The sequence below is a fragment of the Stutzerimonas sp. genome (assembly GCF_982611455.1).
Map to the genome: position 1 here is coordinate 1 of NZ_CEXBBO010000018.1, position 23,016 is coordinate 23,016.

The following is a 23,016-nucleotide window of genomic DNA, read 5'->3' on the forward strand; positions in this document are numbered from 1 at the left end:
CCAGGAGCAATGGGCTGAAGCACGCAAGATAAGAAAGTGTTTTTACACACTCTGGACCGATAATGAACGTGGTAGAGCAAGAAAACGACTCAGCCATGTCTGTCGAAACTGGAGCGATTCAGTAGTTTTTCTGTGCGACGGTCAGTGGGATTGTTCTAATAGTGAAAGCACACCTGTTGTTTTTAATAGCAAGATCGTTAGAGCCTCGATGCTGGAAGATGGTAGCTAGGAGCGCACTTGAGGTCAGGTGTATGCGTAGCCGGAGCGAGGATGCCCTCCCAGTAATAAGCAACTTGCTTCCCTGCACCCGTCGCAGCCACGCTGCGGCTAATCCGACTTGAGCCATATCCCTTTGGAGACGATATGTACGTCCCAGCACATTTCAATGAACCCTCGTCCGAAGCCATGCATCGGCTCATCAGGCAGCATCCGCTGGGAATACTTTTCACGAATGGTGAAAGCGGATATGACGCAAACCATGTGCCCTTCGAACTGGCTGCCGGCCAAGGCACTTGCGGCACGCTCCACGCTCATGTGGCCCGCAATAATCCTCTCTGGACTGAGGTTCGAAATGGCGATGAAGTACTGGTTGTATTCCGGGGTGAGGAGGCCTACATCTCACCCAACTGGTATCCGAGCAAACATGAACACCATAAACAGGTGCCGACATGGAATTACAAGGTCGTGCATGTTCATGGGCGCATTCTGATTAGAGATGATGAGCGCTACGTTAGAGGACTCGTCGCTCGGTTGACTCGGACTCACGAGGCAACCCAGCCGAAGCCCTGGAAAATGACCGATGGGCCGACGGAATACATCGAATCGATGCTCAAAGCCATCGTTGGGGTAGAAGTCCAAATCACCCGTCTAGTGGCTAAATTCAAGCTCAGCCAAAACAAGGAAGCACGTGATATCCAAGGTGCTGCGCATGCACTAATGGAAAACGGTCACCCCGCAATAAGCGTATCAATGCAGGAAGTTGCTTCACAGAAAGACAGCTTGAAACCATGAGTAGGATAGGCGTCACGGCCCTCTCATCCTCGATGGTTTTTCCTATGTCCGCGTCTAGCAAATAGCCCGGTCGTCACTGTCTGTTTTGGGGCCGATTTCTGCCGATCGTATCGATGAAATGTCGACGAGAGTCGTCGGCTTCATCGAGGTCGTGAGTGAATTGATGTACTGCCAGATGAATGTCTTCAGCTGAGTTTCCTTAGCAGCCTAAGGGATGGTGCTACTGCACTGAAAAATGGCACATTGACGCACCTGCCGTTTCTACCCCTTCTGTACGGAACCTCCCATGAACATCAGCACTGCCCAGGCCGACGTGGCGTTGGCACCAGCGTCACCACAAAGCAGTCCGCTGGTCATGCGCATCATCGGCGCGGTCGCGCTGGCGCATTTGATCAACGACCTGATTCAGGCCGTGCTGCCGTCGATTTATCCGATGCTCAAGGCCAGCTATGGCCTGACGTTCACCCAGGTTGGCCTGATCACCTTGACCTTTCAGCTGACGGCCTCGCTGCTGCAACCTTGGGTCGGCTACCACACCGACCGCCATCCCAAACCATGGCTGTTGCCGGCCGGCACGGTCTGCACCTTGATCGGCATTCTAATGATGTCGGTGGTGGCTAGCTTTCCGCTGATTCTGTTGGCGGCAGGGTTGATCGGTATCGGTTCTTCGACCTTTCATCCTGAAGCGTCTCGCGTAGCACGACTGGCTTCAGGTGGGCGTTTCGGCCTGGCGCAATCGACCTTTCAGGTTGGCGGCAATGCGGGGTCGGCGTTCGGGCCGCTATTGGCCGCAGCGATCATCATTCCCTACGGTCAGGGCAACGTTGCCTGGTTCGGGCTGTTCGCCGTGTTTGCGCTGTTCGTGCTGTATCGAATCAGCCGCTGGTACGCCAACCATTTGAGCCTGTTCAAGCTCAAAAAAGGTCAGGCGGCAACTCATGGCTTGTCGAAAAATCGGGTGATGAGCGCGCTGGTGGTGCTCGGCCTGCTGGTGTTTTCCAAGTATTTCTACATGGCTAGCTTCACCAGCTACTTCACCTTCTACCTGATCGAAAAATTCGATCTATCGGTAGCCAGCTCTCAGCTGCATCTGTTCCTGTTTCTCGGTGCGGTTGCGGCGGGAACCTTCTTCGGCGGACCAATCGGCGACAAGATCGGCCGCAAGGCAGTGATCTGGTTTTCGATCCTGGGTGTGGCGCCATTCACCCTGATTCTGCCTCACGTCGACCTGTTCTGGACCAGCGTCCTGAGCGTTGTCATCGGCTTCATCCTCGCCTCGGCGTTTTCGGCCATCGTCGTGTACGCCCAAGAACTGGTGCCGGGAAATGTCGGCATGATTGCTGGAGTGTTCTTTGGCTTGATGTTCGGTTTCGGTGGGATTGGCGCGGCGTTGCTGGGGCACTTGGCGGACATTCACGGCATCGAATACGTGTACTTCCTGTGTTCGTTCCTGCCGTTGTTCGGCGTGTTGGCGATCTTCCTGCCGAGAACTCAAAAAGCCTGAAGGACGCAGAAGTGTGGCGTGACCTTCAAAAAAAAGCAGGTCGGGGGGACGGGAGCGCCCCTCGGTCTGCTATCCGACCTCGCTACATGAAACCGAGCTTCTCTTCTCCAACTCCTCCCATAGGCAGCGCCGAAATAGCTGATGCAGGGGCAAGCGCTGCGCGCTGTGGCGGCTGATGAGCATCAGCTCGCGGTAGAAGGTGGCACTGCCGAGGGAAATGATGCGGACCGTTGGTGTGCGTTCGAGCCACAGCCCGGCCTTTGGCACCAGCGCCACGCCCAAGCCACTTTCAACCATTTTTACGATGGCATCCAGCTCGTCCAGTTCGAGGCCTGGACGCACATCTAAATGGTGTTTGCGTAGGAACTGACTCACCTGGCGACCGCCGAACGAACTGCGGTCGTAGCGCACGAAGGGATGCTCGACGAGCAACTTGAATGGGTCGTCGCCTTCGATATTCAGCGGCGTGATCAGCACGAAGGGTTCCTTCTGGATCAGCTCGGCGTGCAGTTCCTTCGGAAGCGCGAACGGTGGGCGGATCATTACCGCCAGGTCAATTTCGCCGGCATCGATCTGTGACAGCAGGTTCAGCGAAACGCCTGGCACCAGCTTGGGCTCCACGCCTGACGCCTCCCGCAACAATCGCAGCAGAACCGGCGGCAACAACCCGGTCTGTACCGTACCGATGGCACCAATGCGCAACTCGCCTCGGTAGTCGTCCACGGATTCGGGCTGACCCATCAGGGCGAAGGTTTCAATGATCTGCTCGGCCAGCGGCAGCGCCCGCAAACCCGCCGCGTTGAGATTAGCCGAACGCCCTGTTCTATCGAATAAACGAAGGCCCAACGCGTCCTCAAGATTTTTGATTTGGGCACTGACCGCTGACTGGGTCAGGCCGATCTTATTGCCCGCCGCGGCAAAACTGCCACACCGGGCTATGGTCAGAAATGTTTTGAGTTCGCGGATCATTAGGACCTTCATTGATCGATTTTTTTTGGGCTCGACTCAAAAGATATCCGCTGTTTGCGTATACGACAAACAGCAAGAATGACGTCACCTTGCCTCCCTAAGAAGGAATCCCCGATGAGCCTTTCACCGTTTCACCTTGCGATCCCTGTTTACGACTTGCCAGCCGCCCGCCATTTCTACGGCGAGGTGTTCGGACTCGCTGAAGGACGCTCTTCCGACCATTGGGTCGATTTCGATTTCTACGGACATCAATTGGTGATCCATGAGCATCCCAAGACCCATTCCCAAGACGCCGCACACACCAACGCGGTGGACGGCCATGACGTACCCGTGCCGCATTTTGGCATCGTGCTGAGCTGGCCGGAATGGGAGGCGCTTGCAGAACGCTTGCGCTCGCTGGGCACTCAGTTCGTCATCGAGCCCTATGTGCGTTTTCAGGGCCAAGTGGGCGAGCAAGCCACCATGTTTCTCTTCGATCCCTGCGGCAATGCGCTGGAATTCAAAGCGTTCAAGGACATGAGTCAACTGTTTGCCAAATGATCGCCCCGCTGCAGGCCGCCTCGCTGTAGACGACCTGTAGCGTTTCTCTGCGCGCTCACGATGCTTCCCCAGAGGCATTTGGAAAAACATCATCGCCGTGATTGAAAGCGCGCGGCCAGAGATTCAGTAGCCACAGCCATCCGAACCGCTCATCTCTGCAAAGCGCTTTTCCGACATCCCCCGCTAAACAAAACTGCCGATGTACCGATAACTCGGTATGCCAAGCGCGGCTTGCCCTTGCCGGTAGCCGCCTTGGTTTGTACCTGCCGACTTAGCGCCCTCGCTGCTTCACCGCCAGGCAGTCGGTAACGCCACCTGCATACGGAAGTCCTTACTGTGCAACTCATCGATAACCGAGCTTTGATCAACGATGCCCTCAGCCAGTCCGCGGTACTGACCGGAGGCCGTTTCGATCATCGCTACTGGTTGAACAAGGTGGCCGACGTGAAGCTGGTGATCATTTCCAAGCCGGAGGTGCTGTTCGATCTGTCGATCAAGGTGTACATACCGCTGGCGCCCGGCCAGGCGACGCCGCGCACCTATGGCGATGGCTGGTTCAACTGGCACTTCCTCGGCAGCAAGAGCGCGATGGTGACGATCGCCAGGGAAATTCTTTCGATCGCCATGCGCAATCGAAAGTCTGGTTCATCGGATCTACAAGCCTGGCTGACCGCGCTGGTGTCCTTCAAGCACAGCCATCAGACCATCGCCGTGCTGGAACCAGAGCCGCAGCAGGACCAGGCCGGGAGCTAATCGCCTCTTCGGCACCACGCGGTTCAATACGCATCATCCGGTGCGTTCGTCGGAGCGACTGCTAACACTGCACAGAGCGATCACGCCCTCGCTGCGGCGGACCATCAGCCTGATAACGTCCACCGCACCAGACAAATCGTCCAACACTCTGGACATGGCCAAGCACGGCTGTCTGCCACACTGGACAGCACACCTGAAGCCAGCCGGCACGTTTCGCGTGACGGTACCCACCTGCAGAGCGGCTGACGATGCGCAAGCCGACCGGCCATCGGTTAACGCATCGACGTCTCTCGCTCTGGCACGCCTTTGGCTCCGGCTGTCGAGCCTGGTCGCTGCCGTATTCATTCGCCCAGGCGCACTCGCCTCGTGGCGGTTGCCACGGGCATGACAAAAACAAGAAGAAGGAAGCCCCCATGAAAGCAACCCGTGCACATATCGCACGCCGCTCGGCAGCGCCGCGTCTACTGCTTGCCGTTCCCGCCTTGCTGGCAGTTGCGATAACCGAGCCCGCCGTGGCCGCTGGCTGCGGCGAGCTGTCAGGCGCTCTGGTCCCGGCCGCCGCTATCGCCTTGCCGACCTCCGGCGCCAGGGTGACATCCGCAACCGCGGTGCCCTCCGGCGGCACCGCACCGCAGACCTTCGGTGCATATTGCGACCTGAACGTGGAAATCGCCCCGGTCGACCCAAGCGCACCGACGATCAAGATGCGCATCGTTCTACCGGAGCAATGGAACAACAAGGCGATGATGTACGGCGGTGGCGGCTACAACGGCACCGTCCCCAACGTCGCAGGCAACGTCCCGGCCGGTCCGGTCGATCAGCCGACGCCGCTAGGCCGTGGTTATGCGGTGTTCGCCAGCGATTCGGGCCACGTCGCCAATCCGGTCAGTCCCGGCGATTTCGCCTGGAATAATGAGGCGCTGGCCAACTATGCCCACGACGCGCTGAAGAAAACCCGCGACACGGCGATGTTCATCATTGACCAGCGCTACGGCCGCCAGCCCGTCCGCAGTTACTTTGCTGGCGGCTCGACGGGTGGACGCGAAGCCTTGGCGGTGGTGCAGCAATGGCCCAAGGACTTTCAGGGTGCAATCGTGCTTTACCCGGCTTACAACGCGGCGGCGCTGGATTTGCAGTTCGGCCGCATCACCCGTGCACTGGCCGCGCCAGGCGCGTTTCCCAGCCTCGAAAAACGTTCCGCGCTGCTGGAAGCAGCAATGCAAGCCTGCGATGGCCTGGATGGAGCACGCGACCGGGTAATCAGCAATCAGGCCGCCTGCAACGCCTGGTTCGACCCGGCCAAGGCCAAGCTCAACGGCCGCCCGCTGCGCTGCCGTGGCGGGGCCGATACTGGTGACAGCTGCCTGTCCGATGCGCAGATCAATGCTCTTAAGGTGTTCAACACGCCGATCCGTTTCAGCCAACCGCTGGCCAGCGGCGAGCGCGGCTACCCCGGCTTCAATACTTGGGGCACCGACCTCGGCCGTCCCGGTAGCGGTCTGCAACTGGTGGTCAACCGCCTCGGCCTGAACACCTTGCAGCCGGACTATCCGATGCCAGTGCATGGCACCGGTTTCGCCGAGGGTGCGCCCTACCATTCGGGTTTCTGGGATGAATGGGTGCGCTATTTCATTACGCGCAACCCGGCGTTCAACTCGCTGACGCTGGACCCAACCAACCTCGGCCCTTGGCAGGCGCGCGTCGATGCGTTATCGCTGCGACAGGACGTTAACGAGACCGATCTGTCGGCCTTCGTCGCCAACGGCGGCAAGATTCTTATGGCCCATGGCACCTCGGATCAATTGGTCAGTACCCGTGCCACGGCCGAGTACTACCAGCGTGTGCAACGGGACATGGGCGTGGGCCAGACCAGGCGCTTCATGCGCTATTACGAAATCCCCGGCTATGCCCATGCGGCGAGTACGGTATTCAACGCTGCCTGGGATTCGCTGACGGCGCTGGAGAATTGGGTCGAACAGGGCATCGCACCCAAGCGACAGATAGTCACCGACACCGCCGCGGTCCCAGGGCGTACCCGCCCGCTGTGCGAGTACCCAGGCTGGCCGAAATACGTCGGTAAGCGCGACGTGAATGAAGCGTCGAGCTTCGTCTGTGTGAAAAGCCAGAAGGGCCGGCACTGAAATTCGTGGGATGGGCGCACGGCATCTAACGATGCAATTAAAGGGTTGCGCCCATCCTGCGAAACCGCGAGCCGGTGCGGCTGATGTATCGCTGATGAAACCCGATAGCGTTGAACGGCCGTCCAATAGATCAGACATCGGCCGCCTGCCCTCTTGAACATGTCCAACCTGACGGGCATCCCGATCGGCATAGCCCCCACTTAATACCCGCTGACCTGCTTGTTTGAGGGCTCTAGCGCGGCAGTTCCGCCATCCCCGCAATTTTCATCACAGCCGGCGCCAGGCTGGCACGCCTTTCGCTCAGCAGTTCCGACACCTCGTAGCTTTGCAGGCGCCGGAGCCGCCGCAGATCGCGCTTCCCAAAATAACAAGAACTGAAAGGACTGCCCGCGCATGTATGCCCATCAGGCCTCGCTCGCCGTTCACCTTTCAAAACATTCGATCACTTTTCTCTGTCCCTCAGCACCGGCTTAGCCGGTCGCGGAAACAATTTCGCCCGCTGTTTCACCCGTAACGCTGTAACCCATAAAAACAAGAGGAAGTACCCATGCAACATGACTGCAAAACCATCCGGCAACTACTTTGTGCAGGCGCTGCTCTGGGCATCGCCGGGCCAGCCAGCGCGGCTTTCATTGATGACAGCAAAGCAGCCGTGGAGCTGCGCAATTTCTACATGAACCGCGATTTCGCGGCAGCGAGTCCACTCAGGCCAAGGCCGAGGAATGGGCCCAGGGCTTCATCCTGAAAATCGAGTCCGGCTATACCGAAGGCCCGATCGGCTTTGGTGTCGACGCCCTCGGCCTGCTCGGCGTGAAGCTCGATTCCAGCCCGGATCGCTCAGGTACCGGTATTTTGCAAAGGGATTCGTCCAATCAGCCTCAGGATGACTACGGCACGGCAGGCCTGACCGCCAAAGCGAAGATGTCCGATACGACTCTCCACGTCGGTACCTTGCAGCCGATCATTCCGGTCGTAATGCGCAACGACAGCCGCCTGCTGCCCAACATCTACCGTGGCGCCTGGTTGCAGAGCAAGGAACTCGAAGGCCTGACCGTCGACGTGGGTATGCTCGACCGGGTCAGTTACCGCGACTCTTCGAATTACGAAGAGATGGCCGTATTCAACGGTGGCGCGCGGAATATCGTTCTAGGCAACACCGCCACCAGCGACGAATTCGTGTTCGCTGGTGGTCGTTACCAATTCTCACCCGAGCTGACCGGCAGCTACTACTACGGCGGGCTGGATGGCATCTATGACCAGCACAACGTCAATCTGGTGCATGTGCTGCCGATCGGTGACAACCAGAGCTTCAAGTCCGATCTGCGCTATGTGCGTTCTACCGATGACGGCGGCAGCAACGTCGACAACAACGCCTTCGGCGCGCTATTCACTTACCGGATCGGTGGTCACGGATTCACCGGTGGCTACCAGAAAATGAGTGGCGACACCGGCTTTGCTTATATCAGCGGCGGCGATAATTCGCTGATCAACTTGTTGCAGATCAATGACTTCGGCAACCAAGATGAGAAGTCATGGCAAGTTCGTTATGACTACGACTTCGCCGCTATGGGGATTCCCGGCCTAAGCCTGATGACCCGTTACGTGACGGGTGACAACGTCAACGTTGTCGGCCGCGCCAGCGAAGGCAAGGAATGGGAGCGCAACACCGATATCGCTTACGTGGTTCAGAGCGGACCGCTGAAGAACCTCGGGTTGAAGGTGCGCAACGCTACTGTGCGCAGCAACTTCGGCGCCGATCTGGATGAAACCCGTTTGATTCTCAGCTACACCATGGCGCTGTGGTGACAACGCAGCGCCATTGAGCGCTCCATCTCCTTGTTGGTTTTACCGGGCCTGTTGTGGCCCGGTTTTTCGTTCAGATCAGCCGCGCAGAAAGTCCAGCACGCGATCGGTGAAGCGATCACCCATTTCGACATTGGATAGATGGGCCGCATCGAACTCGACCAGCTTCGCATCAGCGATGCGCTCCAGCATGAATCGGCCATGCTCAGGAGTGGTTACCGGGTCTTTGCTGCCACAGACGATCAACGTCGGCACCTCGATGGCGCCCAACTGATCACGATAGTCGGCGTCGCGCACTGCGGCGCAATTGGCTGCGTAGCCTTGCGGTGAGGTGGTCGCGATCATCTGGGTGATGCGGCTGGTCTGCGCGGGTTGCTGTTCAGCGAAGGTCGGCGTGAACCAGCGTGCAATGGAAGCATCGCGCATGTCGCGCATGGCCTGCTCGCCGCCTTTCAAAACGGTGTCGATGCGGTCGTCCCAGACCTCGTCGGTGCCGATCTTCGCACCGGTATTGCAGATGACCAGTCGCGTCAGCCGCTCGCCGGCGTTGATGCCCAGCCACTGGCCGATCAGCCCCCCCATGGACAGGCCGCAGAAGGCGAAACGGTCAATGCCCAGCGCATCGACGAGGCCGAGCACGTCTTGCCCGAGCTGCTCGATGCTGTACGGCCCGGGTGTGACGGACGAACCGCCATGGCCACGGGTGTCATAGCGCAGCACGCGGAAATGCTCGCTAAAGGCTGGAATCTGTGGGTCCCACATGGCCAGATCAGTACCCAGCGAGTTGGAAAGCACCAGCACCGGCGCATCGACCGGGCCGTCGAGACGGTAATTCAGTTCGCCATCGGCGAGTTTTACGGTGGGCATGGGGAATCTCTCTAGGAAGTCGTTGTAAAGGTAGCCGCAGACGAGGAATACGTTTTGACGCGCAAAAGCCAGTCAAAGGCGGTATAGGCTGTGCGGTGAGGGACGACGGTGGGCTGAAGCCCACCCTACGGAAGCGGGCAGAGCTACCACAACGCGCGGAGGCTGCGTAGGGTGAGCGGGTAACATTCCGCTTCAGCTCACCATGGTCAAGGCTTCTGTAGGGTGAGCCGGGCGTCGCTCCGCCTCAGCCCACCATTCTTCGCGCAAAGAGCTCAGCTTTGTAGGGTGGGCTTCAGCCCACCACGACCGGCAAAAGGTCAGACCTTCTCGACCGCCAACGCCAACCCCTGCCCCACCCCAACGCACATGGTCGCCAGGCCGAGCTTGCCACCGGACTTTTCCAGCGCGTGCACGGTGGTCATCACCAGACGCGCGCCGCTCATGCCAAGCGGGTGACCCAGAGCGATGGCGCCGCCCTGTGGGTTGACCTTCGGGCTGTCGTCTTCCAGACCCAGGTCGCGAGTTACCGCCAACGCCTGGGCCGAGAACGCTTCGTTGAGCTCGATCACGTCGAAGTCGCTTACCGCAACATTCAACCGCTCGCACAGCTTGCGCACCGCCGGCACCGGGCCATAGCCCATTACATGTGGAGCGACGCCGGCGCTAGCCATGCCGAGCACCTTGGCGCGCGGCGTGAGGCCGTATTTCTGCACGGCTTCGGCACTAGCAAGAATCATCGCTGCCGCACCATCGTTGACGCCCGAGGCATTGCCCGCGGTGACGGTCTTGTCCGGGCCGTTGACCGGCTTCAGCTTGGCCAGCGCCTCGGCACTGGTATCGGGGCGCGGATGCTCATCGGTGTCGACGACCGTATCGCCCTTGCGGCCCTTGATCACCACCGGAACGATCTCTTCGGCGAAGAAGCCTGCAGCCTGCGCCTTGCCGGTGCGCTGCTGGCTGCGCAGGGCGAAAGCGTCCTGGTCCTCGCGGCTGATCTTGTGTTCTTCAGCGACGTTGTCGGCGGTCTGTGGCATGGCATCGACGCCGTACATTTCCTTCATCTTTGGATTGATGAAGCGCCAACCAATGGTGGTGTCCTCAATCTTCTGGGTACGGCCGAACGCGGTGTCGGCCTTACCCATCACGTAGGGCGCGCGGCTCATGGACTCGACGCCGCCAGCAATCGCCAGCTCCATTTCGCCGCAAGCGATGGCGCGGAAGGCGCTCCCCACCGCATCCATGCCCGAAGCGCAAAGACGGTTGAGGGTCACGCCCGGCACGGTTTCCGGCAGCCCGGCCAGCAACGCGGCCATACGCGCGACGTTGCGGTTGTCCTCGCCAGCCTGGTTGGCGCTGCCCATGAACACTTCTTCGATGGCCGCCGGATCGAGCTGCGGATTGCGCTCCAACAGCGCCTTGATCGGGGTTGCGGCCAGGTCGTCGGCGCGCACCGCGGCCAGCGAACCGCCGAAGCGGCCGATGGGCGTACGTACGGCGTCGCAGATAAAGACTTCGCGTGTCACTCGTCACCTCCAGATTGTCCGTGGGCGGCGGCCGTGCGGGCCTCCAGGGCGCGCAGGGCAACCAGTTCGTTGTCGGTCGGTGGCGCGGTTTCGCCGAGATCGTCAGCAAAACGGATCGCCCAGCCAGTGTTCTCGATCACCTGCTCGCGGGTCACGCCCGGGTGCAGCGAGGTCACCACGAATTCGTTGGACCCGGTTTCGGGCTCCATGATGCACAGATCGGTAATGATTCCGACCGGCCCGTTGCCCGACAGCCCGAGTTGCTTGCGATGATCGCCACCCTCGCCGAAACCGACCGACGTGATGAATGCCAATTTGTCGACGAAGGTGCGGTGCGATTGCTTGAGGATGATCAGCACCTGCTTGGCCGACCCGGCAATTTCCGGCGCCCCACCCGCTCCTGGCAAGCGAACTTTCGGTTGGTGATAGTCGCCAATCACCGTGGTGTTGATGTTGCCGTACTTGTCCACCTGCGCTGCGCCGAGAAAGCCGACATCGATGCGCCCGCCCTGCAGCCAGTAGCGGAAGATCTCGCCAGTAGGCACTACGGTGTCGGCGGTCTCGGCCAGCTCGCCGTCACCAATGGACAACGGAAGCACCGATGGTTTGGCGCCGATAGGGCCGGATTCATAGATCAGCACGACGTCCGGCGCATGGGTCAGGCGCGCCAAGTTGGCGGCCTTGGACGGAAGGCCGATGCCGACGAAGCAGACGCTGCCATCGCCGAGGCGGCGCGAGGCGGCCACGGTCATCATTTCATTGGTGCTGTAGTCATTGGCGTGAGCGCTCATCACTTGGCCTCCTGCTGCGCGGCCAGCTTGGTCTGGAACGCTGAGAAATCTGCAGTACCGTGGATGAACTCGTCGATCCAGGCGTTGAAAGTGTCGCGGTCGCGAGCAATCGGGTCCCACTGCTGGTAGAAGCGGTTGTCGCGCTCGTAGTACCCGTGGGCATAGGACGGATGAGCGCCGCCCGGCACCAGGCAGACAGCAGTCAGCGCCCAGGTCGGCAATACGCAGGCATTCATCGGTGCTTCGAGGTCGTCGACGATTTCCTCGACGGTGACGATGCAGCGTTTGGCCGCCAGAGCCGCTTCCTTCTGTACGCCGAGGATGCCCTGGATCAACACGTTGCCCTTGCGGTCGGCTTTTTGCGCGTGGATCACCGTGACGTCCGGACGCACACTTGGGACCGCCGCAAGGGTTTCGCCAGTGAACGGACAGTCGATGAACTTGATCATCGGATTGACCTTTGGCAGGTCAGAACCGAGATAGGCACGCAGCACTGCGAATGGCAAACCTGAGGCACCCGCGACGTAGGCATTAGCCAGGTCGGCATGGCTGTGTTCTTCAATCTCCAGCGGCTGCGGCCATTGCTTTTCCACCGCATCACGCAGGCGATGCAGCGAGCCGACACCGGGATTGCCGCCCCAGGAAAAGATCAGCTTCTTCGCGCAACCGGCGCCGATCAGCAGGTCATAGACCAGGTCAGGGGTCATGCGCACCAGGGTCAGGTCTTTCTTTCCTTGACGGATGATTTCGTGAGCAGCCGCGGTGGGAATCAGATGGGTGAAGCCTTCAAGGGCGACGGTGTCGCCGTTGTTGACGAAGCGATCGATTGCCTCGTGTAAAGAAAGGAGCTCGGCCATGGGTCAGTCTCGTGTTGGTATCGAATGCACGAACGAATCGGTGCTTACGACCCACACTAACCATCGTTTTGAGGCAGAACAATCCGATAATCGATTAACTGTTCGGTATTCGAACAGTGATTAATTGGTTTACGCCTTCGGATCGTCGGATTACACCTTCGGCTAATTCGACCCACGATGCACGTTCATTCCAGCGATCATCCAGCCTAATCGGCTGGGTAACGACCCCCGTCCTCGCTGCGGTGGGCTGAAGCGGAGCACCGCCCGGCCCACCCTACGGTCCTATCCCGTGCAGGCGAAACCTGACGGGATTGACCTGCACGCTAAAGGTCCCGCACCGGCTGCCTGTCCGCTTCGAGTTCAGCGACGTAGGGTGGGCCGGGCGGCGCTCCGCTTCAGCCCACCGGTGACAGCAGCTGGACCAGAGCTGTAGGTCGGGTCACGCTGCACCGACCCGACATGCGAAGTCGATGTCAATGAAACAGCCGCGTACTCAACTCCTTGCTCGCCTCCAGCAACACCGGTAGAAAACGCGTTTCCAGCTCCTGCCGGGTCACCCGACCGGCATGTGTGCCGACGTTCAGCGCGGCGAGTACCTGGCCGGCTGAATCCTTCAGCGGTACCGCCAGCGAGCGCAGCCCGACTTCCAGTTCCTGGTCGATGATCACCCAGCCCTGCTGCCGGATCTCGGCAATCGAAGCGCGGATTGCCTCGGGCGTATGCAGGGTGCGGCTGGTCTTGATTTGCAGTTCGGCGTGGTCCAGGTAGTCGTCCAGTGCCGCATCATCCAACGCCGCCAGCAATATCCGGCCCATCGACGTGCAATAGGCCGGCAACCGGCTCCCGACACTCAGATCGACCGAAATCAATCGCTGCGGCGTCGCCGAGCGGGCCACATAAAGCACCTCGTCACCTTCCAGCGTGGCCATCGAGCAGGCCTCGTGCAGCTGATCGCTGAGGCGGTCGAGGATCGGTTGCGCGGTCACAGCCAACGGTGTCGACGACAGATAAGCGTGGCCCAGCGTCAATACCTTGGGCAACAGCGAGTAGGTGCGACCATCGGTGGTGGCGTAGCCGAGCTTGATCAGCGTGTGCAGACAGCGACGCACTGCAGCGCGGGGGATTTCGGTGCGGTGGCTGATTTGCGCGATGGTCAGATGGCGCTTGCGCTCTTGAAACGCGTGGACCACCGCCAGCCCTCGGGCCAACGAGGTCATGAAGTTCGGATCGCCGGTCAAGGCTTCGATGCGCTTGGCCGGCGAAGCGATGATGGCCGGCGCCATCGGGGCAATACGGGAATGAGATTCGTCGTTCATGGCAGACAGCCTTGTCGGGGAGCGTTGTTCGATTATCGTCCGGATGATCGATAATCGCAAAGCTCGCCGTCAAGGCTTCTCGCAAATGCGAAACAGCTGCTTACAGCAGTTGCCAGGTGTAGTTGAAGATCAGCCGGTTCTCGTCGATATCGCTGCGGTAGTTGGAGCGCGCAGTGACGTTGCGCACGCGTACGCTGAGGCTCTTCAGCACACCGCTCTGGAAGGTGTATCCGAGATCCAGGTCGCGCTCCCACTCCTCGCCCTCGAAGCCACCGCCGGTATCGACGTTGTCGCCGCGGATGTAGCGCACCGTGGAAACCAGGCCGGGGATGCCGATGGCGGCGAAATCGTAATCATGCCGCACCTGCCAGGAACGCTCGTCGGCACCAGCGAACTCATAGGTCGGCACTTCATTGCCCAGCGGGCTGACATTGTTGAAAACCCGCGGAAAGGCGTCGTCGCCGAACATTGCCTGATAGCCGACGGAGACGGTGTGACCGCCCCGCTTGGCCGAAACCACACTGAACAGCGCACGGTTGTCGATGTCACCGAGCAGGCGCTCGCCATCTTCCTGCGAATCGTAAAAACCGAGGTTGGCGCCGAACACCCAATCGCCCATCGGCTCGCTGTGCTTGAGGCTATAGAAACGCTGGTTGTAGATGTCTTCCAACTGCGCGTACCAGATGCCCGCCGAGGTACGTTTTTGATTGAAGGCGTAATCGGCACTGACATAGTTGAATCGATCGGTTTCGGCATCGCCGCCCAGTTGCGGCACGTGGCCGAGCTTCGCTCGCATCGGGCCGTCGCCGGCCTCGTTCAGCACGCTGCCCGAATGCAGCTGCCCGGCCTGCAGGGTCAGCCCGTCGATTTCCTGCGAGACGATGCTGGCGCCCTGATAGGTCGGCGGTAGCAGGCGGATATCACTGAAGGTCAGCACCGGCAGATTCGGCGTCAGCTCGCCGAGCTTCAGCTCGGTCTTCGACAGCCGCACCTTCAGGGCCGCGCCGAGACGGCCGAAGTCGTCCGCCGCCGTGCCGTCGCTGCCGGTCGGCAGCAGTCCCGTATTGACCCGACTGGTGCTGCTGTCGAGCTTGAAACCGAGCTGCCCGAGCACATCCACGCCGAAGCCGATGGCGCCCGGCGTATAGCCCGACTTCACGTTGAGGATGAAGCCCTGCGCCCATTCTTCCGACTTCGACTGCTGGTTAGCCCCAACGATGTCGGAGAAGTCCCGGCTGAAGTAGTAATTGCGGGCCTGCAAGGTCGCGCTGGTGCCTTCGATGAAGCCTTCTTCGGCAAACACCGCAGGAGCGCCGAGCATGGCGCCGAGAGTCAATGCAATACGCGAGAGTTGTGGCTGGTTTTTCATGTATTTCACTCGTTGTTGTTGTTTTTCGGGTGCACGATGCCGCCCCCTCCGGCGCAGCCGAAGGAGCACGACAAGGGTTTTCAGGTGTTCAGTAGGGCGTTATGCGGTGATTTCAGCGCGCGGTTTGCTCCTGCGGCAGGCTAGCGCTGCTGCGCTTCGGTACGGCGGCGGGTTTTCTGCGCGTCAGTAACAAATGCGCGGCGATTCCGAATACCAGCCCCCAGAACGCAGCCGACAAACCGAGAAAGGACATGCCCGACACGGTGACCAGAAAAGTGATCAGCGCGGCCTCGCGATCCGCTGGCACCGACATCGCGGCACTCAACGCCCCGCCAATCGCGGCCAGCAGTGCCAGCCCGGCCAGAGCGGCGATCAGCGCGGCAGGAAAGGCGGTGAAAACCGATACCAGGGTCGCGCCGAAGATGCCCAGCAAAAGATAGAACACACCACCTGACACGCCTGCGACGTAGCGTTTGGCTGGGTCCTCATGGGATTCGCGACCGGTGCAGATCGCAGCAGTAATCGCCGCCAGATTCAGGCCATGACAGCCGAAAGGCGCCAACAACAGCGTGCCCAGAGCACTGCTACTGATCAGCGGGCTCGCCGGGGTCTGGTAACCATCGTTGCGCAGTACGACCATGCCGGGCACGAACTGGCCGGTCAGCGCCACCACCACCAGCGGAAAGGCGACACCGAGCATCACCTGCCAGTCGAACTCCGGCGTAATCCAGACCGGCATCGCCACGCCGAGCACCAGCGCTTCGCTATGCAACTCGCCACTGGCGACGGCGATCGCGACGCCCACTACCAGCACCGCCATCACCGCGTAACGCGGTAGCAACCGTTTGAACAGCAGATAGGTGGCGAACATCGCCAGCACCAACCAGGTTTGCTCCTTCACCGAAACGAACAATTCGGTGCCGAAACGGAACAGGATGCCCGCCAGCATCGCGGCGGAAATTGCCGCCGGTAGCTTGCTGATGACCCTGTCGAAGGCACCGGACAGCCCGACCAGCAGAATCACCAGACTCGACACCAGATAGGCACCAACCGCCTGGTTCATGCTGATGTCCGGCAACATGGTCACAAGCAACGCCGAACCGGGCGCCGACCAGGCGATGATGATCGGCACCTTGTAGCGCAGGCTCAGGACGATCCCGAGCACCCCGCTACCGATGGAAATGGCCCAGACCCATGACGACACCAGGTCATGGGGCAATCCACCGGCCTTGGCCGCCTGGAAGATGATCACCAGCGGGCCGGCGTAGGAGATGACCGTCGCGATGAAACCGGCAACCACGGCGGAGAGAGAGAGATCGCTGAGTAGCGTTTTCATGTCGCCTCGCAAGACAGGCCTGGCGATCCGTGACGGTGTCCGGATCGCTCTTGTTGTGGTGACGCATTGACTCGGTGACAGGGTGACCGTATCGACGTCGACGTAGGGTGGATGACGCCTCACCCATCCACCGCCGGCAGGCCACAAAAGCCGGTGGATGAAAACAGCGTCATCCACCCTACCGCTCCGTGCACAGCCAGTGGATGTCGCTTCATTCATCGGCAACCTGGTCCGATCAAGCTTCCTGCAAAGCCCGCGGACGCTGGCTGCGCTGCTCGGCCTGCGGTGCAGGCGCCTGCTGCAGCTGGAAGTCGAACGCCACCTCAGCGAAGCGCCCTTGCACGCCACGCGCCTGAGCGGCATCAGGATCGTCATTGAAGTGGATGTCGCCGATCAGCCCATCGCGGGTCGCGTAGGCGAAGTCGTCCCACAGGTACTTGTCGCCGGACAGGTTGATCTGCGTGGTCAGGTGGCGGTGACCCGGCGCAGAGATGAAGAAGTGGATATGCGCCGGACGCTGACCGTGGCGGCCGAGCATATCGAGCACTTCCTGAGTCGGCCCGTCCGGCGAGCAGCCGTAGCCGGACGGCACGATACTGCGCGCGCGATAGCGGCCCTCCGCATCGGTAATGATGCGACGGCGCAGGTTGTAGTCCGACTGGCTCTGGTCGAAGTAGGAATAGTTGCCCTGCGTATTGGCGTGCCACAGGTCGACAGTGGCACCGGCCAGCGGCTTGCCGTCAGGACCGGTGACCTTACCCTGAAGAAACATGACGGTGGCGACGCCCTCTTCGCTGCCGTCATCCATGCGGGCCTCGCCCTCGACGATGGGCGCGCCGGCCACGTACAGCGGGCCTTCGATGGTGCGCGGCGTACCGCCGTTCAAGCCGGCCTGCTCGTCCTTGGCGTCTTCCAGCAGATCGAAGAAATGCTCGAGGCCGAGTCCGGCGACCAACAGGCCGGCCTCATTACGACCACCGAGGCGATTGATGTAATCGACGGCTTTCCAGAACTCGTCCTGGGTGATTTCTAGGTCCTCGATGATCTTCACGCTGTCCTGCAGAACACGGTTGATGATGGTCTTCAGGCGCGTGCTGCCGGCGTCGTTGTTGAAGCCGCTGGCTTCCTTCAGGAACTGCTGGATATTGTCGTCATGGGAAATTTTTACGGTCATGGCTTAGGCCTCATCTTGTAATTTTCAGTTGCTGGCCGCTCTCCGGCCCGGATTCATTCAACGGTCGTCATCACGAATCGAGGACGGGTGACGGCACAGCGGGTTGACCTCGATTTCCATGTAAGGAAAGAGCGGCAGCTGCATCAGGGTGTCGTGCAGCTCCTGCACGCTGGCGACGTCGAACACGCTGTAGTTGGCGTACTGCCCGGCGATACGCCACAGGTGACGCCATTTGCCTTCGCGCATCAGCCCTTGAGCCAGCTCCTTCTCATCCGCCTTGAGCTTCGCGGCCTTGGCCGGGTCCATGTCCACCGGCAATTTCACGATCATCTTTACGTGGAACAGCATCTATTCAGCCTCCGGTTATTTGCGGCTGAAGAACGCCAGGCGCTCTTCGTCGAGGGTCAGACCGAGGCCCGGCGTGCGCGGCACTTCCAACTGGAAGTCGCGGTATACCGGTGCCTCGGTGACGATTTCTTCGGTGAGCAGCAGCGGGCCGAACAGCTCGGTGCCCCAGGTCAGCGTGTTCAGAGTGACGAACGCATGCGCCGAGGCCAGGGTGCCGATGGCGCCTTCGAGCATGGTTCCACCGTACAGCGCGATCCCCGCCGCTTCGGCGATCTGTGCGGTGCGCAGTACGGCACGCGGGCCGCCATTCTTGGCGATCTTTAAGGCGAAGACGGTGGCGGCGCCGTCGGCGGCGAGGCTGAAGGCGTCTTCCACGCTCTCGATGGATTCGTCGGCCATGATCGGTGCCGGGCTGCGCTGGTTCAGCCGAATCTGGCCGCTACGATTGATCCGCGAGATTGGCTGCTCGATCAGGTCGATGCCGTTGTCACCCAGAATCTGGCAGGCACGAATCGCCCGCGACTCGTCCCAGTACTGGTTGACGTCGACCCGCACGCTGGCGCGCTCGCCCAGCGCCTGCTTGATCGCAATGACGTGCTTGAGATCGGCGTTCACCTCGTTGGCACCGATCTTCAGCTTGAACAGGCGGTGGCGGCGGATGTCGAGCATGCGCTCGGCTTCCTCGATGTCCTTGCCGGTATCGCCGGAAGCCAGGGTCCAGGCGACTTCCAGACTGTCGCGCACCCGTCCGCCGAGCAGCTCGCTGACCGGCAGGCCCAGGCGTTTGCCCTGGGCGTCGAGCAGCGCGCTTTCCAGGCCGGACTTGGCGAAGGTGTTGCCCTTGGCCGCCTTGTCCAGGCGCAGCATGGCGGCATTGATATTGGCCGCATCCTGGCCGACCAGCAGCCGCGCGAGATGGCTATCAATGTTGCGCTTGATGCTCTCTGGGCTTTCGTTGCCGTAGGCGAGGCCACCAATCGTGGTGGATTCGCCGATGCCTTCGATGCCGTCGGTGCAACGGATGCGGATGACGACCAGCGTCTGCTGCTGCATGGTGTGCATCGCCAGCTTGTGCGGGCGGATGGTGGGCAGATCGACGATGACCGCTTCGATGCTTTCGATCAGGGTGTGGCTCATATCGGCTCCCGGTTTCCGGTTCTAGTTCAGTGGTCAGGGTTCAGGCTTTCGCTGCCGACAGTCCGGCTGGCGCAACATTGCTGCTGCGTTGTCCGGAGACGGCGAAGACGGTCATGGCTAACGCGGCGATCACGCCCGGAATCGCGAAGGCGATGAAGTTCAGTTGCAGCGGCAGATTGATACCCAGCAGCGCACCGCCCAGCAGCGGGCCGACGATGGCGCCGTTGCGGCCGATGCCGGATGCCCAGCCGAGGCCCGTGGAGCGAATCGACAGGCCGTAGAATTGCGCGGCGCTGGCATAGAGCAGAATCTGCGTGCCGATGACGGTGGCGCCGGCAATGGTGATCAGCGCGTAGAGAACCGGCATCGGCGTTTTGAAGCCCAACAAGCTGATGGACACCACCGAGACCACGAAGAACACCACCACGACCTTGGCCAGGTTGAAGCGATCCCCCAGCCAACCGCCGAGAATCGCGCCGAACATGCCGCCTAGATTCAGCGCCACCAGGAACGACAGGCTCGACCCCAGACTGTAACCGGCATTGGCCATCAGCTTCGGCAGCCAGGAGCCCAGCGCGTAGACCATCAGCAGGCAGCAGAAGAACGCCACCCAGATCGACACGGTGCGAACGCCGCGGCCATCGCGGAACAACTCCAGCACCGAAGCGCTCTTGCCTTTGATCTCGGACATCACCAGCTCGTCGCTGGCGCTGAGTTCACGACTCGGATCGATACGCTTTAGCAGGTCGCGCGCCTGCTCGGAGCGCCCTTGGCGCACCAGGAAGCCGATCGACTCCGGCAGTTTCCAGAGGATCACCGGAAGCAACAGCAGCGGCACGGCAGCGGCGAAGAACATCGCTTCCCAGCCGAAGCGCGGCAACACATAGATGCCCAGACCGGCTGAGAACATGCCACCCAGCGAATAGCCACTGAACATGACCGCCACCAGCGTGCTGCGCAGCTTTTTCGGTGCGTACTCGTTCATCAACGCCACGACGTTAGGCATCAACCCACCGCAGCCGAGGCCGGCGAGAAAACGGAAGATGCCGAACTCCGTCGGTGTGCTGGCAAAGCCGTTGATCACCGTCGCCGTGCTGAACAACAGGAAGCAGATGGCGATGCCCTTCTTGCGTCCGATGCGGTCGGCCAATGTGCCGAAGATCAGCGCACCGAACATCATGCCGAACAGTGCATAGCTGCCCAGCGCGCCGGCTTCCAATGGGGACAGGCCCCACTCTTTCATGATGGCCGGCAGGACCACGCCGTAGATGAACAGGTCATAGCCGTCGAAGATCAACAACAGCGCGCACAGGCTCATGACCAGCCAGTGAAACCCGCTGAAGCGGGCGTTATCGATAATTTCGTGGACGTCAACTTTACGCATGGCAAGACTCTCTATTGTTTTTGTTGTGGAAAAGCTCGTAGCAACTGCGAAGGTGTCAGGGCTATCCCTGATCGCCACCGCCCACCGGCAGGGTCACGCCGGTGATGTAGCTGGCATCGTCGGAAGCAAGGAAAAGGATCGCGCCGGCTTGCTCGTCGACAGTCCCGTAGCGCTTCATCAGCGTGGAATCGACGGTCTGGTCGACGATCTGCTGGTACCACAGCTTCTCGTCTTCGCTCTGCTCGGCGCTGTTGCGCGGGATGCGTCGTGGCGGCGCTTCGGTGCCGCCCGGTGCGGTGGCGTTGACGCGAATGCCGCGCTGGGCATTCTCGAAAGCGAGGCAGGCCGTCAGTGCGTTCACGCCGCCCTTGGCCGCGCCATAAGGCACGCGGTTTACGCTGCGGGTGGCGATGGAAGAAACGTTGACGATGGCACCGGCGCCCTGCTCCAGCATGTGCGGCAGCGCGGCGTGGCAACACCACAGCGTCGGGAACAACGAGCGGCGCACTTCCGCCTCGATCTCGTGCTCCTGGTAATGCTCGAACGGCTTGACCCAGATGGTGCCGCCGACGTTGTTGATCAGGATGTCGAGGCGGCCGAAACGCTCCTTCGCTGCACTCATCACGCGATGGCAATCGGCGAACTGTTCGAGGTCGGCGGTCAGGGTGAGAACCTGCGCGCCCTTGGCGCCGAGCTCGTCGGCCAGTTCGTGGACCAGCTCGGAGCGGTCCACCAGCAGCAGGCATCCGCCCTCCTCGGCCATCCGCTCGGCCACACGGCGACCAATGCCCTGGGCGGCGCCGGTGATGACGGCGACTTTGTTTTCAAAACGTTTGTTCATTTTCCCAACCTCATGGAGTCGTGAGGATTCGTGTCCGTTCGCCGCGAGGGCGCGCCTCCCACTGGTTTGGCGTGCATTCGCTGCTTTTGTGGGAGGCCCGCCCCGGGGCGAAGCTCTTGCTGTCGATGACTGCATCCCTTCGCTAGCAAGGCTGAGCGCCCCTTTTGTTCCTACAGAGAAGCCTTGCGTGGGTAACGCTTCGCGGTTACCCACCCTACAGACCCGCGGTGCCTGTTCGCCGCGGGGCGCGCCTCCCACTGGGGTTTGGCGTGCATTCGCTGCTTTTGTGGGAGGCCCGCCCCGGGGCGAAGCTTTTGTTTCTCGGGCTGAGACCAATGGTTTCAAGCGCTGGCGGCAAACTTCTCGTAGTAGAAGTTCGCTGGCTGCAGACCCTGCTCACGGATGAACTGGCTGACCGCCTCGACCATCGGCGGCGGGCCGCAGAGGTAGATGTCCACTTCGCCGTCGTTGAGGTGCTTGGGCTCGATGTGCTGGGTGACGTAGCCCTTCTGCGGATAGCAACTGTCCGGACTGGCCACGCAGGCGCTGTAGCTGAAGTTGGGGATGCGCGCGGCGAAAGCCTCGAGCTTCTCGATCTCGACCAGATCGTGATCGAGGGTGACGCCGTAGATCAGATGCAGCGGATGCTCGCTGCCCTGCTCGGCGATCTTCTCCAGCATCGCGGTGAACGGCGCCAGCCCTGTTCCGCCCGCCAGCAAAAGCAGTGGGCGCTTGATGTCGCGCAGGTAGAAGCTGCCCAACGGGCCCGCCAGGGTCACGCTGTCGCCCGCCTTGGCCAGGTTGGTGAGAAAACTACTCATCAGCCCACCCGGCACGTTGCGGATCAGAAAGCTGACCTCGCCACCCTTGGGCAGCGAGCTGAACGAGTAGGCGCGGGTCTGGTCGCTGCCCGGCACCTTGAGATTGACGTACTGCCCCGGCAGGAACGCCAGCTGGCTCAGCGCGTCGCCCTTGATCGACAGCGCGATGGTGCTTTCGGAAAGCTGGCGCACGGCGCTGATCGCCGCCTCGAAAGTGACCTGCTCGGTCTTGCACACCTGCGAGGACGCCGGCACACGTACTACGCAATCGCTTTCGGCGCGCATCTGGCAGGTCAGCACATAGCCCTGTTCGGCCTCGTCTTCGCTGAGCGCGTCTTCGATGTATTCCTCGCCGAGGTCGTAACGGCCGGCTTCGGCGAAGCATTTGCAGGCACCGCAGGCGCCATCACGGCAATCCAGCGGAATGTTGATGCCCTGGCGATAAGCCGCGTCAGCCACGGTCTCGCCGAGGTTGGTCTCGATGAAGCGAGTGACGCCGTCTTCGAAATTCAGTGCGATGTTGTAAGTCAT

The 23,016-nt window shown here is 60.9% G+C and carries 20 protein-coding genes and 1 pseudogene; 7 read left to right on the forward strand and 14 right to left on the reverse strand.

Going from position 1 to position 23,016, the window contains the following annotated elements; genetic code table 11:
• The 3 genes from AC2LD7_RS12345 to AC2LD7_RS12355 all read left to right on the forward strand — a co-directional run.
• On the forward strand, positions 1-229 hold a 229-nt coding region (locus tag AC2LD7_RS12345), incomplete at its 5' end, for a hypothetical protein (protein WP_484598030.1).
• 134 nt (positions 230-363) lie between these two features.
• Positions 364-1,011 carry an FMN-binding negative transcriptional regulator gene (locus AC2LD7_RS12350; RefSeq protein ID WP_484598031.1) on the forward strand — a complete coding sequence of 216 codons (648 nt, stop codon included), beginning with the start codon at positions 364-366 and terminating at the stop codon, positions 1,009-1,011.
• Between the two features lie 286 nt (positions 1,012-1,297).
• Positions 1,298-2,515: an MFS transporter gene (locus AC2LD7_RS12355; RefSeq protein WP_484598032.1), complete on the forward strand. Its 1,218-nt coding sequence runs from the start codon at positions 1,298-1,300 to the stop codon at positions 2,513-2,515.
• 69 nt (positions 2,516-2,584) lie between these two features.
• On the opposite strand, the gene AC2LD7_RS12360 is transcribed toward AC2LD7_RS12355, so the two are convergent.
• A complete protein-coding gene (locus tag AC2LD7_RS12360) occupies positions 2,585-3,484 on the reverse strand; it encodes a LysR family transcriptional regulator (RefSeq protein ID WP_484598033.1) in 900 nt (299 codons plus the stop codon).
• 114 nt (positions 3,485-3,598) lie between these two features.
• Between AC2LD7_RS12360 and AC2LD7_RS12365 the strand changes: the two genes are divergently transcribed.
• The 4 genes and pseudogenes from AC2LD7_RS12365 (at position 3,599) to AC2LD7_RS12380 (ending at position 8,724) form a co-directional block, all read left to right on the forward strand.
• Positions 3,599-4,024 carry a VOC family protein gene (locus AC2LD7_RS12365; RefSeq protein WP_484598034.1) on the forward strand — a complete coding sequence of 142 codons (426 nt, stop codon included), beginning with the start codon at positions 3,599-3,601 and terminating at the stop codon, positions 4,022-4,024.
• A gap of 336 nt (positions 4,025-4,360) precedes the next feature.
• Positions 4,361-4,777 carry a hypothetical protein gene (locus tag AC2LD7_RS12370; protein ID WP_484598035.1) on the forward strand — a complete coding sequence of 139 codons (417 nt, stop codon included), beginning with the start codon at positions 4,361-4,363 and terminating at the stop codon, positions 4,775-4,777.
• 413 nt (positions 4,778-5,190) lie between these two features.
• Positions 5,191-6,918, forward strand: coding sequence for a tannase/feruloyl esterase family alpha/beta hydrolase (locus tag AC2LD7_RS12375; RefSeq protein ID WP_484598036.1), 1,728 nt, complete (start codon positions 5,191-5,193; stop codon positions 6,916-6,918).
• 547 nt (positions 6,919-7,465) lie between these two features.
• Positions 7,466-8,724 (forward strand): annotated as a pseudogene (locus tag AC2LD7_RS12380) (OprD family porin).
• 75 nt (positions 8,725-8,799) lie between these two features.
• Here the strand turns inward: AC2LD7_RS12380 and pcaD are convergent.
• The 13 genes from pcaD to benC form a co-directional block, all read right to left on the reverse strand.
• Positions 8,800-9,588 carry a 3-oxoadipate enol-lactonase gene (pcaD, locus tag AC2LD7_RS12385; RefSeq protein ID WP_484598037.1) on the reverse strand — a complete coding sequence of 263 codons (789 nt, stop codon included), beginning with the start codon at positions 9,586-9,588 and terminating at the stop codon, positions 8,800-8,802.
• A gap of 317 nt (positions 9,589-9,905) precedes the next feature.
• Positions 9,906-11,111 carry a 3-oxoadipyl-CoA thiolase gene (gene pcaF / locus AC2LD7_RS12390; protein ID WP_484598038.1) on the reverse strand — a complete coding sequence of 402 codons (1,206 nt, stop codon included), beginning with the start codon at positions 11,109-11,111 and terminating at the stop codon, positions 9,906-9,908.
• Positions 11,108-11,902, reverse strand: a complete 795-nt coding sequence (locus AC2LD7_RS12395) for a CoA-transferase subunit beta (protein WP_484598039.1) — start codon at positions 11,900-11,902, stop codon at positions 11,108-11,110. The genes pcaF and AC2LD7_RS12395 overlap by 4 nt, the downstream gene beginning before the upstream one ends.
• Positions 11,902-12,759, reverse strand: a complete 858-nt coding sequence (locus AC2LD7_RS12400) for a CoA transferase subunit A (protein WP_484598040.1) — start codon at positions 12,757-12,759, stop codon at positions 11,902-11,904. The genes AC2LD7_RS12395 and AC2LD7_RS12400 overlap by 1 nt, the downstream gene beginning before the upstream one ends.
• 473 nt (positions 12,760-13,232) lie before the next feature.
• Positions 13,233-14,075 (reverse strand): IclR family transcriptional regulator domain-containing protein, encoded by an 843-nt coding sequence (locus AC2LD7_RS12405; RefSeq protein ID WP_484598041.1) that lies wholly within the window; start codon positions 14,073-14,075, stop codon positions 13,233-13,235.
• A 100-nt stretch (positions 14,076-14,175) separates the two neighbouring features.
• On the reverse strand, positions 14,176-15,444 hold the full coding sequence (locus AC2LD7_RS12410) for an OprD family porin (RefSeq protein WP_484598042.1): 1,269 nt from the start codon (positions 15,442-15,444) through the stop codon (positions 14,176-14,178).
• Positions 15,445-15,556: 112 nt separating this feature from the next.
• Positions 15,557-16,780, reverse strand: coding sequence for a benzoate/H(+) symporter BenE family transporter (locus AC2LD7_RS12415; RefSeq protein ID WP_484598043.1), 1,224 nt, complete (start codon positions 16,778-16,780; stop codon positions 15,557-15,559).
• Between the two features lie 235 nt (positions 16,781-17,015).
• Positions 17,016-17,954 (reverse strand): catechol 1,2-dioxygenase, encoded by a 939-nt coding sequence (catA, locus tag AC2LD7_RS12420; RefSeq protein WP_484598044.1) that lies wholly within the window; start codon positions 17,952-17,954, stop codon positions 17,016-17,018.
• A gap of 57 nt (positions 17,955-18,011) precedes the next feature.
• Positions 18,012-18,302, reverse strand: coding sequence for a muconolactone Delta-isomerase (gene catC / locus AC2LD7_RS12425; protein ID WP_484598045.1), 291 nt, complete (start codon positions 18,300-18,302; stop codon positions 18,012-18,014).
• Between the two features lie 15 nt (positions 18,303-18,317).
• A complete protein-coding gene (locus AC2LD7_RS12430) occupies positions 18,318-19,439 on the reverse strand; it encodes a muconate cycloisomerase family protein (protein WP_484598046.1) in 1,122 nt (373 codons plus the stop codon).
• Positions 19,440-19,479: 40 nt separating this feature from the next.
• Positions 19,480-20,823 carry an MFS transporter gene (locus AC2LD7_RS12435; RefSeq protein ID WP_484598047.1) on the reverse strand — a complete coding sequence of 448 codons (1,344 nt, stop codon included), beginning with the start codon at positions 20,821-20,823 and terminating at the stop codon, positions 19,480-19,482.
• Between the two features lie 61 nt (positions 20,824-20,884).
• The gene (locus AC2LD7_RS12440; RefSeq protein ID WP_484598048.1) at positions 20,885-21,664 is read right to left on the reverse strand and encodes a 1,6-dihydroxycyclohexa-2,4-diene-1-carboxylate dehydrogenase; all 780 of its coding nucleotides are present in this window, start codon (positions 21,662-21,664) and stop codon (positions 20,885-20,887) included.
• A gap of 341 nt (positions 21,665-22,005) precedes the next feature.
• Complete coding sequence (benC, locus tag AC2LD7_RS12445) at positions 22,006-23,016, reverse strand: benzoate 1,2-dioxygenase electron transfer component BenC (RefSeq protein ID WP_484598049.1); 1,011 nt, start codon at positions 23,014-23,016, stop codon at positions 22,006-22,008.